Source organism: Pseudomonas sp. TH04 (assembly GCF_016651355.1).
GTDB classification, from domain to species: domain Bacteria; phylum Pseudomonadota; class Gammaproteobacteria; order Pseudomonadales; family Pseudomonadaceae; genus Aquipseudomonas; species Aquipseudomonas fluorescens.
The window spans coordinates 2,099,089-2,111,924 of the sequence record NZ_JAEKEA010000001.1 but is presented as its reverse complement, the minus strand read 5'-3'; the positions used below and the strand labels follow the sequence as shown (position 1 = coordinate 2,111,924).

Here is a 12,836-nt window from a genome sequence, read left to right as displayed (position 1 = left end):
CGGCCATGAGTCTGGAAAACCTGTCGTGCCAGAAGAGCTTCGGCGGCTGGCATAAACGCTACAAGCATCATTCCGATGTGCTCGGTTGCGATATGACGTTTGCCGTCTACCTGCCGCCGCAAGCAGAGCAGGGTGGCACGTTACCGGTGCTGTACTGGCTGTCCGGGTTGACCTGCACCGACGAGAACTTCATGCAGAAGGCCGGCGCCCATCGGATGGCCGCCGAACTGGGGTTGATCATCGTCGCACCGGACACCAGCCCGCGCGGGCCAGGTGTGCCGGACGATCCGGATAACGCTTGGGATTTCGGCCTGGGGGCGGGTTTCTACCTGAATGCCACCCAGGAACCTTGGGCCAAGCACTATCGGATGCATGACTACGTGGTGCAGGAATTGCCGGCGTTGGTTGAAGCGCATTTCCCCGCGTCGGATAAGCGCGGCATCAGCGGCCATTCCATGGGCGGTCATGGTGCGTTGGTGTGTGCCTTGCGCAACCCAGGTCGTTACCAATCGGTGTCGGCATTTTCGCCGATCAACAACCCGATGGACTGCCCGTGGGGCCAGAAAGCCTTTTCCCGTTATTTGGGCGAAGAACGCTCCAAATGGCGTGAATGGGATGCCTGCGTGCTGATCAGCGAAGCCTCGGAAAAGCTGCCTCTGTTGGTCGATCAGGGGGATCGCGATGATTTCCTGGCCGTGCAACTCAAGCCTGAAGCGTTGCAGCAGGCGGCCAAGGCGGCCAACCATCCACTCGAACTGCGCCTGCAGCCGGGTTATGACCACAGCTACTTCTTCATCGCCAGCTTCATCGAAGACCATTTGCGACACCATGGTCGTGCTTTGCTCGGTTAATGTGAGGCAAAAGTAGGTAGAATCACGCCCTGAATTAAATCGGGGCGTTTTTTTATGCGTATTGGCCACGGCTACGATGTGCACCGTTTCGCTGAAGGCGATTTCATCACCCTGGGCGGCGTGCGCATTGCACACCACCATGGGTTGCTGGCTCATTCCGACGGCGACGTAGTGCTGCATGCCTTGAGCGATGCTTTGCTCGGCGCGGCCGCGTTGGGGGATATCGGCAAGCACTTTCCGGACACCGACCCTTCTTTCAAGGGCGCGGACAGCCGTGTGTTGCTGCGCCATGTGGTTGGCCTGATCCACGCCAAGGGCTGGAAAGTCGGCAACGTCGATAACACCATCGTGGCCCAGGCGCCGAAAATGGCCCCGCACATCGAATCGATGCGCGCGCTGATTGCCATGGACCTGCAAATTGAATTGGATCAAGTGAACGTGAAAGCCACCACCACCGAAAAGCTCGGGTTTACCGGTCGTGAAGAGGGCATTGCGGTGCACTCCGTCGCCTTGTTGCTGCGCGCATGAACGACCTGGAACTGTTGGGCCCGCGGGCCTACGGCGAGGCGCTGGGCAGCGCAGTCCTGAAGGCTACGGCGGAAGATTTCCAGGTCGACGAAGTGCTCGATATCCCGCTGACCGGCGACGGTGAGCACCTGTGGCTGTGGGTCGAAAAGCGTGGCCTGAATACCGAAGAAGCTGCACGGCGAATCGCCAAGGCTGCTGGCGTGCCCTTGCGCACCGTCAGCTATGCCGGCCTCAAGGATCGCCAGGCGTTGACCCGCCAGTGGTTCAGCGTGCAACTGCCAGGCAAGGCCGACCCGGACATGAGCGGTGCGGAAAACGACACCCTCAAGATCCTTAAAATCGCCCGCCACAAACGCAAGCTGCAACGCGGTGCGCATTCGGCCAACGGCTTTACCCTGCGCCTCACCCAACTGGCCGGCGACACCGCCGCGATCGACGCGCGTTTGCAACTGATTGCCCAGCATGGCATTCCTAATTATTTCGGTACCCAGCGGTTTGGCCACAACGGTGGCAACGTGGTGGACGCGCGTGCGTGGGCGGCGCGCAAGGCGTTGCCTGAGCAGCGCAATGTGCGTTCGCGGTTGCTGTCCACCGCGCGTAGCTTTCTGTTTAACAAAGTGTTGGCAGCACGTGTCGCTGACGGCTCCTGGCAGCGTGCCCAGGTCGGCGATTTGCTCGCGTTTACCGACAGCCGCAGTTTTTTTCCGGCGGGGGAGGCTGAATGCAGCGACCCGCGCCTGGCAATTCTGGACCTGCACCCGACCGGGCCGCAGTGGGGCGAGGGTGATTCGCCGGCGAGCGGTGCAACCCATGCGCTGGAACAGGCGGTTGCCGCCAGTGAAGCCGACCTGCGCGATTGGCTGGTGAATGCCGGCATGAGCCAGGAACGTCGCATTCTTCGACTGCCCATTGGCGGGTTGACGTGGCATTATCCCGGTCCTGACATTCTGCAATTGGAATTCGTCCTGCCGGCCGGATGCTTCGCCACTGTGTTGGTGCGCGAGCTTGTTGATCTGGTGCCGGTGGGGCCGACGGACAACCCATGCGTATTCTGATATCAAACGATGACGGTGCCACCGCACCCGGTCTTGCCGCGCTTTATGCAGCGCTGGAAGATTACGCCGAGTGCGTGGTGGTTGCCCCGGACCAGGACAAGAGCGGCGCCAGCAGTTCGCTGACGCTCGATCGTCCGTTGCACCCGCACGTTCTGGCTAATGGCTTTATCAGTGTGAACGGCACTCCGACCGATTGCGTGCACCTGGCAATCAACAGTTTGTTGGAGCAGGAGCCTGACCTGGTGGTCTCGGGTATCAACCTCGGCGCCAACCTGGGCGACGACGTGTTGTACTCCGGCACCGTGGCGGCGGCCCTTGAGGGGCGATTCCTGGGCCGTACCTCATTCGCATTTTCGTTTGCTTCACGGCAACTGGATAACCTGGCGACGGCGGCGTACTTCGCGCGCAAGCTGGTGGAAGCCCACGGCTCCCTGGACTTGCCGCCGCGTACGGTACTCAACGTCAATATTCCCAATTTGCCCCTCGACCATATTCGCGGCATCCAGCTGACGCGCCTGGGCCATCGCGCCCGGGCGGCGGCGCCATTGAAAGTGGTCGACCCGCGTGGCAAGGAAGGCTATTGGATCGCCGCAGCGGGCGACGCCGAGGACGGTGGGCCGGGCACGGACTTTCATGCGGTGATGCAAGGTTATGTTTCGATTACCCCGTTGCAGCTTGATCGCACCTTCAGTGATGCCTTCAGTAGTCTGGATGGCTGGCTCGAGGGGCTGCGTTGATGGCGCGTGAACAAGACGACCTGTTGCGTCGTGGCATCGGGATGACCTCCCAGCGTACCCGCGAGCGTTTGATCCAGCGCCTGTATGAAGAAGGCCTGTCCAACGCCCAGGTGCTGGAAGTTATCCGGCGCACGCCGCGGCACCTGTTTGTCGATGAGGCCCTGGCCCATCGCGCCTATGAAGACACCGCATTGCCGATTGGCCACAACCAGACCATCTCACAGCCGTATATGGTCGCGCGCATGAGCGAACTGCTGTTGGCGGCCGGGCCGTTGGACAAGGTGCTGGAGATCGGCACCGGTTCGGGTTACCAGACTGCCGTGCTCTCGCAACTGGTGGAGCGGGTGTTCTCGGTGGAGCGCATCAAGGTCCTGCAGGATCGCGCCAAGGAGCGCCTGGTGGAGCTCAACCTGCGCAACGTGGTGTTCCGTTGGGGCGATGGTTGGGAAGGCTGGCCTGCGCTGGCGCCCTATAACGGCATTATCGTCACGGCTGTCGCGACCGACGTGCCGCAAGCGTTGCTCGATCAACTGGCGCCTGGCGGGCGGTTGGTCATCCCGGTGGGCTCCGGCGAAGTGCAACAATTGATGCTCATTATCCGAGAGGACGAAGGCTTTTCCCGGCATGTGCTCGGCGCTGTGCGCTTCGTGCCGTTGCTCAATGGCCCGCTGGCCTGATCATTTATTCGCAAACAGTGAATTCTGTGGGTGGGGATGTGTCTTACAGCCGGGCTTATAGAGTCAACGTGATTGGAAGCCGTGATTAAACATGATGAATTTTTCGTTTCAGTCGTGTGCCGGTAAAACACCAATGCCCAGTTATACTTGCGTCATATTTCAAGCCTGATACAGGCGTTCATGTTCAGCCACCACAAAGGGAGCGGCGGGTGAGTCTCACAGGTCTTGCGCAGCGTATGAGTAAAACAAGCTTTCAGCGACTGGTGCTTGGCCTTGTCTTGAGTTCCTTGTTGGTGGGTTGCTCAAGCTCCCCATCCAGCGGTGCGCGGGTTGTCGACCGAAACAGCGCCGCGCCGCAAAAGCCGACGGTCACCACCGGGCAATATGTAGTGCGAAAGGGGGACACGATGTTCTCGATCGCCTTCCGTTATGGGTGGGATTACAAGGCACTCGCAGCGCGTAACAATATTCCTGTGCCCTATACGATCCATCCCGGGCAAACCATCCGCTTCGATGGCCGCACGGGCTCAACCCCTACGGCAGTTGTGACAAATTCCGGATCTTCGCCGTCGTCCTCGAGCAGAAGGACCGTCATCACCCGACCTGCAGGCACCGCCACGTCTACGGTTGCGAGCAAGCCGGCACCCGCGCCGTTGCCGCCTGCCGGGCCGGCTCCGACCGGCTGGGGATGGCCTTCAAACGGTGTATTGATTGGAAAATTCTCTTCAAACGGTAGTTTGAATAAAGGCATTGATATCGCCGGGGATTTGGGACAGCCTGTTTTAGCTGCGTCTGATGGGACAGTGGTTTACGCCGGGAGTGGTTTACGGGGCTACGGCGAGCTGGTCATCATCAAACACAGCGATACCTACGTCAGTGCTTACGGCCACAACCGTAGGCTGTTGGTTCGGGAGGGGCAGCAGGTCAAAGTCGGACAGACAATTGCCGAAATGGGGTCAACTGGTACAGACCGGGTGAAACTGCACTTTGAGATTCGCCGCCAAGGGAAACCTGTAGATCCGCTGCAATTCCTACCCCGTCGTTGATGTGTTGCACAGCCTGTTCCCTCACGTAGAAGGAACAGGCTCCAGCGTTGCCAAGGATATAGGCGTCGCTTGAGCTTGAGGTCGAACTCACCAAAGGACTATAACAATGGCTCTCAGTAAAGAAGCGCCGGAGTTTGACATCGACGATGAGGATCTCGCTATTGAGATACTCACCGATAAGGAATCGATGTCGAATGATGAAGGGTCTGCTACACCTTCAGTTCGCACCAAATCCAAGAACTCCACCGCGTTAAAGCAACACAAGTACATTGACTACACGCGGGCGCTCGACGCAACGCAGCTGTACCTCAATGAGATCGGCTTTTCCCCTCTGCTGACGCCCGAAGAAGAAGTCCATTTTGCGCGCTTGTCGCAAAAGGGCGATCCGGCCGGGCGTAAGCGCATGATTGAAAGTAACCTGCGGCTGGTGGTTAAAATCGCCCGGCGTTATGTCAATCGTGGTCTGTCCCTGTTGGACCTGATCGAAGAGGGCAACCTGGGCTTGATCCGGGCGGTGGAGAAGTTCGACCCTGAGCGGGGCTTCCGCTTTTCAACCTATGCCACCTGGTGGATCCGCCAGACCATCGAACGGGCGATCATGAATCAGACCCGCACGATCCGGTTGCCGATCCATGTGGTCAAAGAGCTCAACGTCTACCTGCGGGCAGCGCGAGAGCTCACACAAAAACTCGATCATGAACCTTCGCCTGAAGAGATCGCCAACCTGCTGGAAAAACCGGTAGGGGAGGTCAAGCGCATGCTTGGCTTGAATGAGCGCGTGTCTTCGGTCGATGTCTCGCTGGGTCCGGATTCGGATAAAACCCTGCTGGACACCCTGACGGATGATCGCCCGACGGATCCTTGCGAGCTGTTGCAGGACGATGATCTTTCCCAAAGCATTGACCAGTGGCTGTCTGAGCTCACGGATAAGCAGCGTGAAGTGGTGATTCGCCGCTTCGGCCTGCGTGGCCATGAGAGCAGCACCCTGGAGGATGTAGGCCTGGAAATTGGCCTGACCCGTGAGCGGGTGCGGCAGATCCAGGTAGAGGGCCTCAAGCGCTTGCGTGAGATCCTCGAGAAGAATGGCTTGTCGAGTGAGTCGTTGTTCCAGTAAAGACGCTATACGAAATGTGGGAGTAGGCGTGTGTGGACGCTGGCTTGCCTGCGCTAGCATCACCTCGGTTCATCAGTTACACCGAGTCGATGCTGGGGCAGGCAAGCCAGCTTCCACATACAGCTCACTCCCACATTTTTTTGTGCCCGGAATTCTATTGGCGTAGAGCCAAATCCCAGGCATAAAAAAACCCCGCTTTTAAGGGCGGGGTTTTTTCGACTAAGTCAGTACAAGTTAGATAACTTGAACTTCTTCAGCTTGCATGCCTTTCTGACCGCGGGTAGCGATGAAAGAAACCTGTTGGCCTTCTTTCAGGCTTTTGAAGCCGTCGGATTGGATAGCTTTGAAGTGAACGAACAGGTCGTCACCGGATTGTGGAGTGATGAAGCCGAAGCCTTTTTCATCGTTGAACCACTTAACGGTACCAGTTTGGCGATTAGACATGGTGTATCTCCTTGGACAAAGTTAACTGCGACTCAGGAAAAGCCCTGGCCGAGACTGAGTGCAAAGAGCAGGAAAAATTCTTGGAGATGGTTGGATCGAAATTCAACATATCGTGTAGAGATTCTCAGTGACACAAGCAGCACAGTGGCGCCACCTTAACCCTTTTTCCGGAACGTGCCAATGGTATTTCCGAAGGTTTCTCTATTTTCGTGACTGGCGGTGGTATTTACAGTCGTCCAGCGCCGTAGCGCGGGGCCCGGCCCGACTGGCTGCGCCTTATAGCAGGCAGCGCATTCATCAAGAAAAACCCCACGCCCTTTGAACCCCACGGCCGGCCCCGGTAAGATGCCCAACAGAATTTTTCCACCTCGCTATTCAGGACACCCGCCATGAGCATCAAATCGGACAAGTGGATTCGCCGCATGGCGCAAGAGCACGGCATGATCGAGCCCTTCGTTGAGCGCCAGATCCGTGGCGAAGGCGCGGCTCCCGTGATTTCCTACGGTGTATCCAGCTACGGCTACGACGTGCGTTGCGCCGATGAATTCAAGGTGTTCACCAACATCAACTCGGCCATCGTCGATCCGAAAAACTTCGACGAAAAGAGCTTCGTCGACGTCAAGAGCGACGTGTGCATCATTCCGCCAAACTCCTTTGCCCTGGCGCGCACCGTGGAATTCTTCCGTATTCCCCGTGACGTGCTGACCATCTGCCTGGGTAAAAGCACCTACGCGCGCTGCGGCATCATCGTTAACGTGACGCCGCTGGAGCCCGAGTGGGAAGGCCATGTGACCCTGGAGTTCTCCAATACCACCACGTTGCCAGCCAAGATCTACGCCAACGAAGGCGTGGCGCAAATGCTGTTCCTGCAGTCCGACGAAGCCTGTGAAGTGTCCTATAAAGACCGCGCCGGCAAGTATCAGGGCCAGCGTGGCGTCACTCTCCCACGCGCTTGATCGAAAGGTCTTACACGTAAAGGGAATTAGTCAGCGGGAATTGACTCTATTGGGTGTACTGCCTCGGTGCGTGCAAAACGCACCGAGCCACGCTTGAGGAGTACTTTATGAAGATTGACCCGCGTATCAGCGCTGAACTCGCCCGGCTTGAACCCAACCAGATTGGTGTTTTGGCCTGGTCCCTGATGGCCGACCCAGCGTATGCGGGCGGAATCCCTGGTCAACCTGACGAAGATTGGCCCCAGCAGCCCACCGAGCCCGGTGAACCAACACTTCCGGATGAGCCGCCACCCGCGCCTGTCGCCTGATTCGTCAGGGCAGGGACATGGCCGGCACGTCAGCGCACCGGCCAGACGTCCTCATCGCCGATCACAAAGATCTGCTGATCCACGCTGTGTTCCACTGCAAAACCACCGGTAAACGCGCCAAACGCTGGCAGTAAGCTGATGCGTGAGCCGATCTGAAAGCACGGCAGCCGTAAGCTCTGGCGACCTTTGCCACGCAACCGATACACCGGATGCACATGCCCTGCGAGTACGTGGTGGCTGGCGTGGGCGTCGGGCTCATGCTGTAGCGCAAACGGCCCCATCAGCAGCGGCTCGGGCACCACCTCAATCCTCAAGTCAGCCGGCGGGTCACCTGCGCGTTTATCGTGATTGCCACGAATCAAGGTCAGGCTCAGCTCGCGATTGCGCTCCCGCCAGGCCCTCAAGGCGCTCAGGGTGCCGCTGGCGTGAGAGCCGGGGCCATGCAGGAAGTCCCCGAGAAAGATCACCTGCGCGCACGGCAAGGCCGACAGCAGCCGGTCCAGGCGTTGCAGGTTTTCCGACGTGGTCCCCTGTGGTACTGGCTGCCCCAGGCTGCGATAGGCCGAGGCTTTGCCAAAATGTGCATCGGCAATCAGCAGGCACTGGCGAGCAGGCCAGTACATCGCCTTTTCAGCCAACAACCACACGTCCTCACCCTCAAGCATCACTGAATACACGCTTAGCGCTCCCCGTTGTCTGCGACTTTTTCCAGGTCCCGGACCATCCGCGCAATGCGCTCGGACAGCTTTTCCGAGCTCATGCTTTCGCGCATCCGCTCAACCAGCAGTGGGAAGGCCAGCGGTGTAGGCCGTTCGATCGCATGCAGGTCCAGTTTCAGCGCCACCAGATGGCGCAGGGTGTCTTCCAGGCGACGAATATCCAACTCGTCCCGCAGGACTTCTTCCCCAGCCTGGGTCAGCAGCAGGTTCTGCGGGTCGTATTGCTTGAACACTTCATAGAACAAGCCGCTGGACGCCTGCACCTGACGGGTGCTTTTCGGCGCGCCGGGGTAGCCGGCAAAAACCAGCCCGGCGATGCGTGCGATTTCGCGAAAGCGGCGCAGGGCCAGTTCACCTGCGTTCAGGCTGGCCGCTACATCCGGCAATAAATTCGCCGGACTCAGCAGCGCCCCGTTCAATAAAAGCGGCCAGTCCACCGGCGTGGCGCTCAACAGTTCCAAGCCGTAATCATTCACGGCAATCGAAAAGGTCACCGGTTGCAGTTGGCTGACCCGCCACGCCAACAGACTCGCCAGCCCCAGATGCACCTGGCGCCCCGCAAACGGGTAGAGAAACAGGTGCCAGCCTTCCCGCGATTTCAGGGCTTCGGCGAGTAAATGCTCGCGTGTTGGCAGGCCCGACCAGCGCAACTGAGTGTGCAGCAACGGTTGCACCGCCCGCATCTCAGGGCCGTCATATCGCCCGTGCGCGGCGGCATCAAAACGCTCAACCACCGCTTGGGCCAATTCATTGGAGAGCGGCATGCGCCCGCCATTCCAGCGCGGCACGGCGGCTTTTTTCGCGGTGCTGCGTCGCACATAGGCGGTCATGTTTTCCACCCGCACCAGCTCCAGTAAACGCCCGGCAAACAGAAAACCATCCCCGGGTTTGAGTCGGGCGATAAAGCCTTCCTCGACACTGCCCAGGTTCTTGCCGCCACCGCCCTTGCTCCAGAATTTCAGCTGAATACTGGCGTCGCTGACGATCGTGCCCACGCTCATGCGGTGACGGCGCGCCAGGCGGGCATCCGGCACACGCCAGATACCCTGTTCGTCGGGCTCCACACGGCGATAGTCCGGGTAGGCAGTCAGTGACAGGCCGCCATGGCGCACAAACCCCAGCGCCCAGGCCCAATCGGCGTCTGTGAGGTCGCGATACGCCCAGGCACCGCGCACCTCCGCCAGCAGCGCCTGGGGGATAAACCCACCGCCCAGGGCCATGCTGACCAGGTGCTGTACGAGCACATCCAATGGTTTGTAAGGCGATTCTCGGGCTTCGATGTGCCGCAGGGCGATGGCATCCTGCGCCGCTGCCGCTTCCACCAATTCGAGGCTGTGGGTTGGCACCAGCGTCACCCGTGACGGCCGCCCCGGCGCATGGCCGGAGCGCCCCGCGCGTTGCATCAAGCGCGCGACGCCTTTGGCCGAGCCGATCTGCAGCACCCGCTCCACCGGCAGGAAATCCACGCCCAGGTCCAGGCTGGAGGTACACACCACCGCTTTCAACTGGCCATCCTTCAAGGCCCGCTCCACCCAGTCACGCGTCTCCCGCGACAACGAGCCGTGGTGCAAAGCAATCACGCCGGCCCAATCCGGGCGTGCCTCCAGCAACGCCTGGTACCAGATCTCCGACTGCGCCCGGGTATTGGTAAACACCAGGCAGCTGCTGCTGGTATCCACTTCGGCCACGACCTGCGGCAACATTTTCAAACCGATATGCCCGGCCCAGGGAAAACGCTCGGCAACGGGCGGCAAAAGGGTGTCGACCTTCAGCTGTTTAGCCGTTTGCCCCTGCACATTGATCCCGCCGCCCTGTGGGACCAGGACCTCCAAGGCGTGGGCCTGATTACCCAGCGTTGCCGAAATGCCCCACACCACGAGCTCCGGATGCCAGCGCCGCAAACGCGCCAACGCCAGTTGCAGTTGTACCCCGCGTTTATTGCCGATCAGTTCATGCCACTCATCCACGATCACCATGCGCAGATGCGCCAGGCTCGTTTCACTGTCGGCACGCGCCAGCATCAACGTCAGGCTTTCCGGTGTGGTGACCAGCGCGGTAGGTTGCCGACGCGTCTGGCGTGCGCGTTCGCTGCTGCTGGTGTCGCCGGTGCGCAGGCCGACGCTCCAGGGAATCTGCAAGGCCGCAAGCGGCGCTTCCAGAGCGCGGGCGGTGTCGGCGGCTAATGCGCGCATGGGCGTGATCCACAACACGCTGAGCGGCTCAGCAGGCGCTTTGCGTTTGCCGGTGGCGGGCGGGCGAGTGATGGCGAAACGATTGAGGGCGGCAAACCACAGCGCGTAGGTTTTACCCGCGCCGGTGCTGGCATGCAGCAACCCCGACTGGCCCTCCTTGACCGCTGCCCATACGGCCTTTTGAAAGGCGAACGGCTTCCAGCCCTTGGCGGCAAACCAGTGTTTTGCGAAGTCGAGGGGTTTTGCCATGGGACGGCTGACGCTCTGGAGGTTGTCTTTCAAAGACCCTCCAGGCGCCGCAAAGGTTTACTTCAAATTACCGCTCAGAAATTGCTGCAGGCGCTCGCTCTTCGGGTTGCCCAGCACCTCTTCGGGCGTGCCTTGCTCTTCCACCAGGCCTTTGTGCAGGAACAGCACCTGGCTCGACACCTTGCGGGCAAAGCTCATTTCGTGGGTGACCATAATCATGGTGCGGCCTTCCTCGGCCAGCCCCTGGATCACTTTCAGCACTTCGCCCACGAGTTCCGGGTCGAGGGCTGAGGTGGGTTCGTCGAACAGCATCACCTCAGGCTCCATGGCCAGGGCACGGGCGATGGCCACGCGTTGCTGCTGGCCACCGGACAGGAACGCCGGGTATTGATCGGCCACGCGCGCTGGCAAACCCACTTTGTCCAGGTAGCGACGGGCGCGGTCTTCGGCGTCCTTCTTGCTGCAACCCAGCACCCGGCGCGGGGCCATGGTGATGTTTTCCAGCACGCTCATGTGGCTCCACAAGTTGAAATGCTGGAACACCATCGCCAGGCGCGTGCGCAGGCGTTGCAGCTCGGCGTCGTCGGCCACGCGCATGCCGTGGCGGTCGCTGACCATGCGGATCTGCTGGCCGTCGAGGGTCATCGCGCCGTCATTGGGGGTTTCCAGAAAATTGATGCAGCGCAAAAAGGTGCTCTTGCCCGAGCCACTGGCGCCGATCAGGCTGATCACGTCACCGGTCTTGGCCTTGAGCGAGACACCTTTGAGCACTTCATTGTCGCCATAGCTTTTATGCAGGCCTTCAACGGTCAATTTGTACATGGGGCGTGCATCCTCAAGGCGAAAGTAGGTAGCCACTGCGGTAGGCTTCAGTGCCGGCGACATGGCTGATCACCATGCCGGCAGTGGCCATGCGCCGCAGCGAACGGGCGTAAAGCAGGCCGGCATTTTTGCAGTGCACGGGCGTTACGCGGTCAGTAATAGGGTCGATGATTTCAGCGATCAGTTGCCCCGCCTCTAGGTATTCGCCCGGCAGGGCGCTGAACACCAGCAAGCCGCCGACGGGCGTGGTGACCGGCTCGACACCCGCCAGTGGGGTGGCCGGGTAGGGCAAGTCGGGCAATGGCGCAGCGTCGCCGGTAATGGCGCCGAAGTGAATCAGATAGTCGATAATCGCCTGGCAATCGAGGCCGGCCAGGCCGTGGTTGACGTCGCCTTGGCCGCGCAGTTCGACGGTCACCGAAAAGCTGCCCATGGGAATCGGGAAGCGCTCGCCGAAGCGTTGCTGCAACTGCCACCACACCAGGGTGAAACACTCATCAAAGGACTGCCCGCCGGAATCGGTGGCGAGCAAGTTGGCTTCCGAGCCGATATAGCGCGCCAATGGCTCCACCTGCGGCCAGGCCTCGGGCGTGGTGTACAGGTGCGCCACGGCTTCAAAGTCGCAATGCAGGTCCAGCACCATGTCAGCGTCGCAGGCCAGGCGTTGCAGCACCAGGCGTTGGGATTGCAACTGGGTCTGCGCGGTGTGCGCCGCAAGGGCCAGGCTCAGGGCGTCGCGAATGAGTTCGACGTTATGCTTGGGGTCCTCTCCCAGCAGGTCTTCGACCTGATTACCAACCTCGTCGCTGAGGTCGACAAACAGGCGATTGAAGTTCTGCCCGCTTTCCAGTTCGTAGCGGCCCAGTGGGATGTCCATCAACACCTGTTCCAGGCCCACCGGGTTGGCGATCGGCACCAACACGACTTCACTCAGCAGCCGTCCGGCAGCGGCCAGCTCGGCAAGACGCGCCTTCAAGTGCCAGGCCACCAGCATGCCCGGCAGTTCATCGGCATGCAGCGATGACTGGATGTAGACCTTGCCTTCAGCCTGTTCCGGGCCGAAGTGGAAACTGTGAATCTGCCGCGCCGTACCTGGCACCGGCGCGATCAGTTCGTGTACCTGATGACGCATGAATGC

Annotated in this window: 14 protein-coding genes; 9 read left to right on the top strand and 5 right to left on the bottom strand. The window is 60.2% G+C overall.

Annotation, left to right across the window (positions count from 1 at the left end):
* The first annotated feature begins 5 nt into the window (after positions 1-5).
* From fghA to rpoS, 7 genes are all read left to right on the top strand, one after another.
* Positions 6-851 (top strand): S-formylglutathione hydrolase, encoded by an 846-nt coding sequence (gene fghA, locus JFT85_RS09485; protein ID WP_053254754.1) that lies wholly within the window; start codon positions 6-8, stop codon positions 849-851.
* Between the two features lie 54 nt (positions 852-905).
* Complete coding sequence (ispF, locus tag JFT85_RS09480) at positions 906-1,379, top strand: 2-C-methyl-D-erythritol 2,4-cyclodiphosphate synthase (RefSeq protein ID WP_053254755.1); 474 nt, start codon at positions 906-908, stop codon at positions 1,377-1,379.
* Positions 1,376-2,434, top strand: a complete 1,059-nt coding sequence (gene truD, locus JFT85_RS09475) for a tRNA pseudouridine(13) synthase TruD (RefSeq protein WP_053254756.1) — start codon at positions 1,376-1,378, stop codon at positions 2,432-2,434. Before ispF ends, truD begins: the two co-directional genes overlap by 4 nt.
* On the top strand, positions 2,422-3,171 hold the full coding sequence (gene surE, locus JFT85_RS09470; protein ID WP_069552039.1) for a 5'/3'-nucleotidase SurE: 750 nt from the start codon (positions 2,422-2,424) through the stop codon (positions 3,169-3,171). Before truD ends, surE begins: the two co-directional genes overlap by 13 nt.
* A 41-nt stretch (positions 3,172-3,212) precedes the next feature.
* Positions 3,213-3,848, top strand: a complete 636-nt coding sequence (locus tag JFT85_RS09465) for a protein-L-isoaspartate(D-aspartate) O-methyltransferase (protein WP_169850588.1) — start codon at positions 3,213-3,215, stop codon at positions 3,846-3,848.
* A 209-nt stretch (positions 3,849-4,057) separates the two neighbouring features.
* The gene (locus tag JFT85_RS09460; protein WP_069552040.1) at positions 4,058-4,894 is read left to right on the top strand and encodes a peptidoglycan DD-metalloendopeptidase family protein; all 837 of its coding nucleotides are present in this window, start codon (positions 4,058-4,060) and stop codon (positions 4,892-4,894) included.
* Between the two features lie 106 nt (positions 4,895-5,000).
* Positions 5,001-6,008 (top strand): RNA polymerase sigma factor RpoS, encoded by a 1,008-nt coding sequence (rpoS, locus tag JFT85_RS09455; RefSeq protein WP_053254759.1) that lies wholly within the window; start codon positions 5,001-5,003, stop codon positions 6,006-6,008.
* A gap of 234 nt (positions 6,009-6,242) precedes the next feature.
* On the opposite strand, the gene JFT85_RS09450 is transcribed toward rpoS, so the two are convergent.
* Positions 6,243-6,452, bottom strand: a complete 210-nt coding sequence (locus tag JFT85_RS09450) for a cold-shock protein (RefSeq protein WP_002554837.1) — start codon at positions 6,450-6,452, stop codon at positions 6,243-6,245.
* A 389-nt stretch (positions 6,453-6,841) separates the two neighbouring features.
* On the opposite strand from JFT85_RS09450, the gene dcd reads away from it, so the two are divergent.
* Both dcd and JFT85_RS09440 read left to right on the top strand, forming a co-directional pair.
* Positions 6,842-7,408, top strand: a complete 567-nt coding sequence (gene dcd / locus JFT85_RS09445; protein ID WP_017137166.1) for a dCTP deaminase — start codon at positions 6,842-6,844, stop codon at positions 7,406-7,408.
* Positions 7,409-7,515: 107 nt separating this feature from the next.
* Positions 7,516-7,716 (top strand): hypothetical protein, encoded by a 201-nt coding sequence (locus JFT85_RS09440; protein ID WP_027604457.1) that lies wholly within the window; start codon positions 7,516-7,518, stop codon positions 7,714-7,716.
* A 29-nt stretch (positions 7,717-7,745) separates the two neighbouring features.
* Here JFT85_RS09440 and pdeM read toward each other — a convergent pair whose 3' ends face one another.
* Genes pdeM through JFT85_RS09420 form a run of 4 tightly spaced genes read right to left on the bottom strand, consistent with a single transcriptional unit; the run spans position 7,746 to position 12,830 of the window.
* On the bottom strand, positions 7,746-8,381 hold the full coding sequence (gene pdeM, locus JFT85_RS09435; RefSeq protein ID WP_053255348.1) for a ligase-associated DNA damage response endonuclease PdeM: 636 nt from the start codon (positions 8,379-8,381) through the stop codon (positions 7,746-7,748).
* A 14-nt stretch (positions 8,382-8,395) separates the two neighbouring features.
* The gene (locus JFT85_RS09430) at positions 8,396-10,876 is read right to left on the bottom strand and encodes a ligase-associated DNA damage response DEXH box helicase (protein ID WP_201230884.1); all 2,481 of its coding nucleotides are present in this window, start codon (positions 10,874-10,876) and stop codon (positions 8,396-8,398) included.
* A 57-nt stretch (positions 10,877-10,933) separates the two neighbouring features.
* A complete protein-coding gene (locus JFT85_RS09425) occupies positions 10,934-11,698 on the bottom strand; it encodes an ABC transporter ATP-binding protein (protein ID WP_053254760.1) in 765 nt (254 codons plus the stop codon).
* A 13-nt stretch (positions 11,699-11,711) separates the two neighbouring features.
* Positions 11,712-12,830: a succinylglutamate desuccinylase/aspartoacylase family protein gene (locus JFT85_RS09420; protein WP_053254761.1), complete on the bottom strand. Its 1,119-nt coding sequence runs from the start codon at positions 12,828-12,830 to the stop codon at positions 11,712-11,714.
* Positions 12,831-12,836: the final 6 nt, after the last annotated feature.

Coding starts and splice junctions, on each gene's coding strand:
- truD (WP_053254756.1), top strand. CDS start 1,376: ATGAACGACCTGGAACTGTTGGGCCCGCGGGCCTACGGCGAGGCGCTG.
- ispF (WP_053254755.1), top strand. CDS start 906: ATGCGTATTGGCCACGGCTACGATGTGCACCGTTTCGCTGAAGGCGAT.
- JFT85_RS09420 (WP_053254761.1), bottom strand. CDS start 12,830: ATGCGTCATCAGGTACACGAACTGATCGCGCCGGTGCCAGGTACGGCG.
- JFT85_RS09450 (WP_002554837.1), bottom strand. CDS start 6,452: ATGTCTAATCGCCAAACTGGTACCGTTAAGTGGTTCAACGATGAAAAA.
- JFT85_RS09425 (WP_053254760.1), bottom strand. CDS start 11,698: ATGTACAAATTGACCGTTGAAGGCCTGCATAAAAGCTATGGCGACAAT.
- rpoS (WP_053254759.1), top strand. CDS start 5,001: ATGGCTCTCAGTAAAGAAGCGCCGGAGTTTGACATCGACGATGAGGAT.
- JFT85_RS09430 (WP_201230884.1), bottom strand. CDS start 10,876: ATGGCAAAACCCCTCGACTTCGCAAAACACTGGTTTGCCGCCAAGGGC.
- fghA (WP_053254754.1), top strand. CDS start 6: ATGAGTCTGGAAAACCTGTCGTGCCAGAAGAGCTTCGGCGGCTGGCAT.
- pdeM (WP_053255348.1), bottom strand. CDS start 8,381: ATGCTTGAGGGTGAGGACGTGTGGTTGTTGGCTGAAAAGGCGATGTAC.
- JFT85_RS09440 (WP_027604457.1), top strand. CDS start 7,516: ATGAAGATTGACCCGCGTATCAGCGCTGAACTCGCCCGGCTTGAACCC.
- surE (WP_069552039.1), top strand. CDS start 2,422: ATGCGTATTCTGATATCAAACGATGACGGTGCCACCGCACCCGGTCTT.
- JFT85_RS09465 (WP_169850588.1), top strand. CDS start 3,213: ATGACCTCCCAGCGTACCCGCGAGCGTTTGATCCAGCGCCTGTATGAA.
- dcd (WP_017137166.1), top strand. CDS start 6,842: ATGAGCATCAAATCGGACAAGTGGATTCGCCGCATGGCGCAAGAGCAC.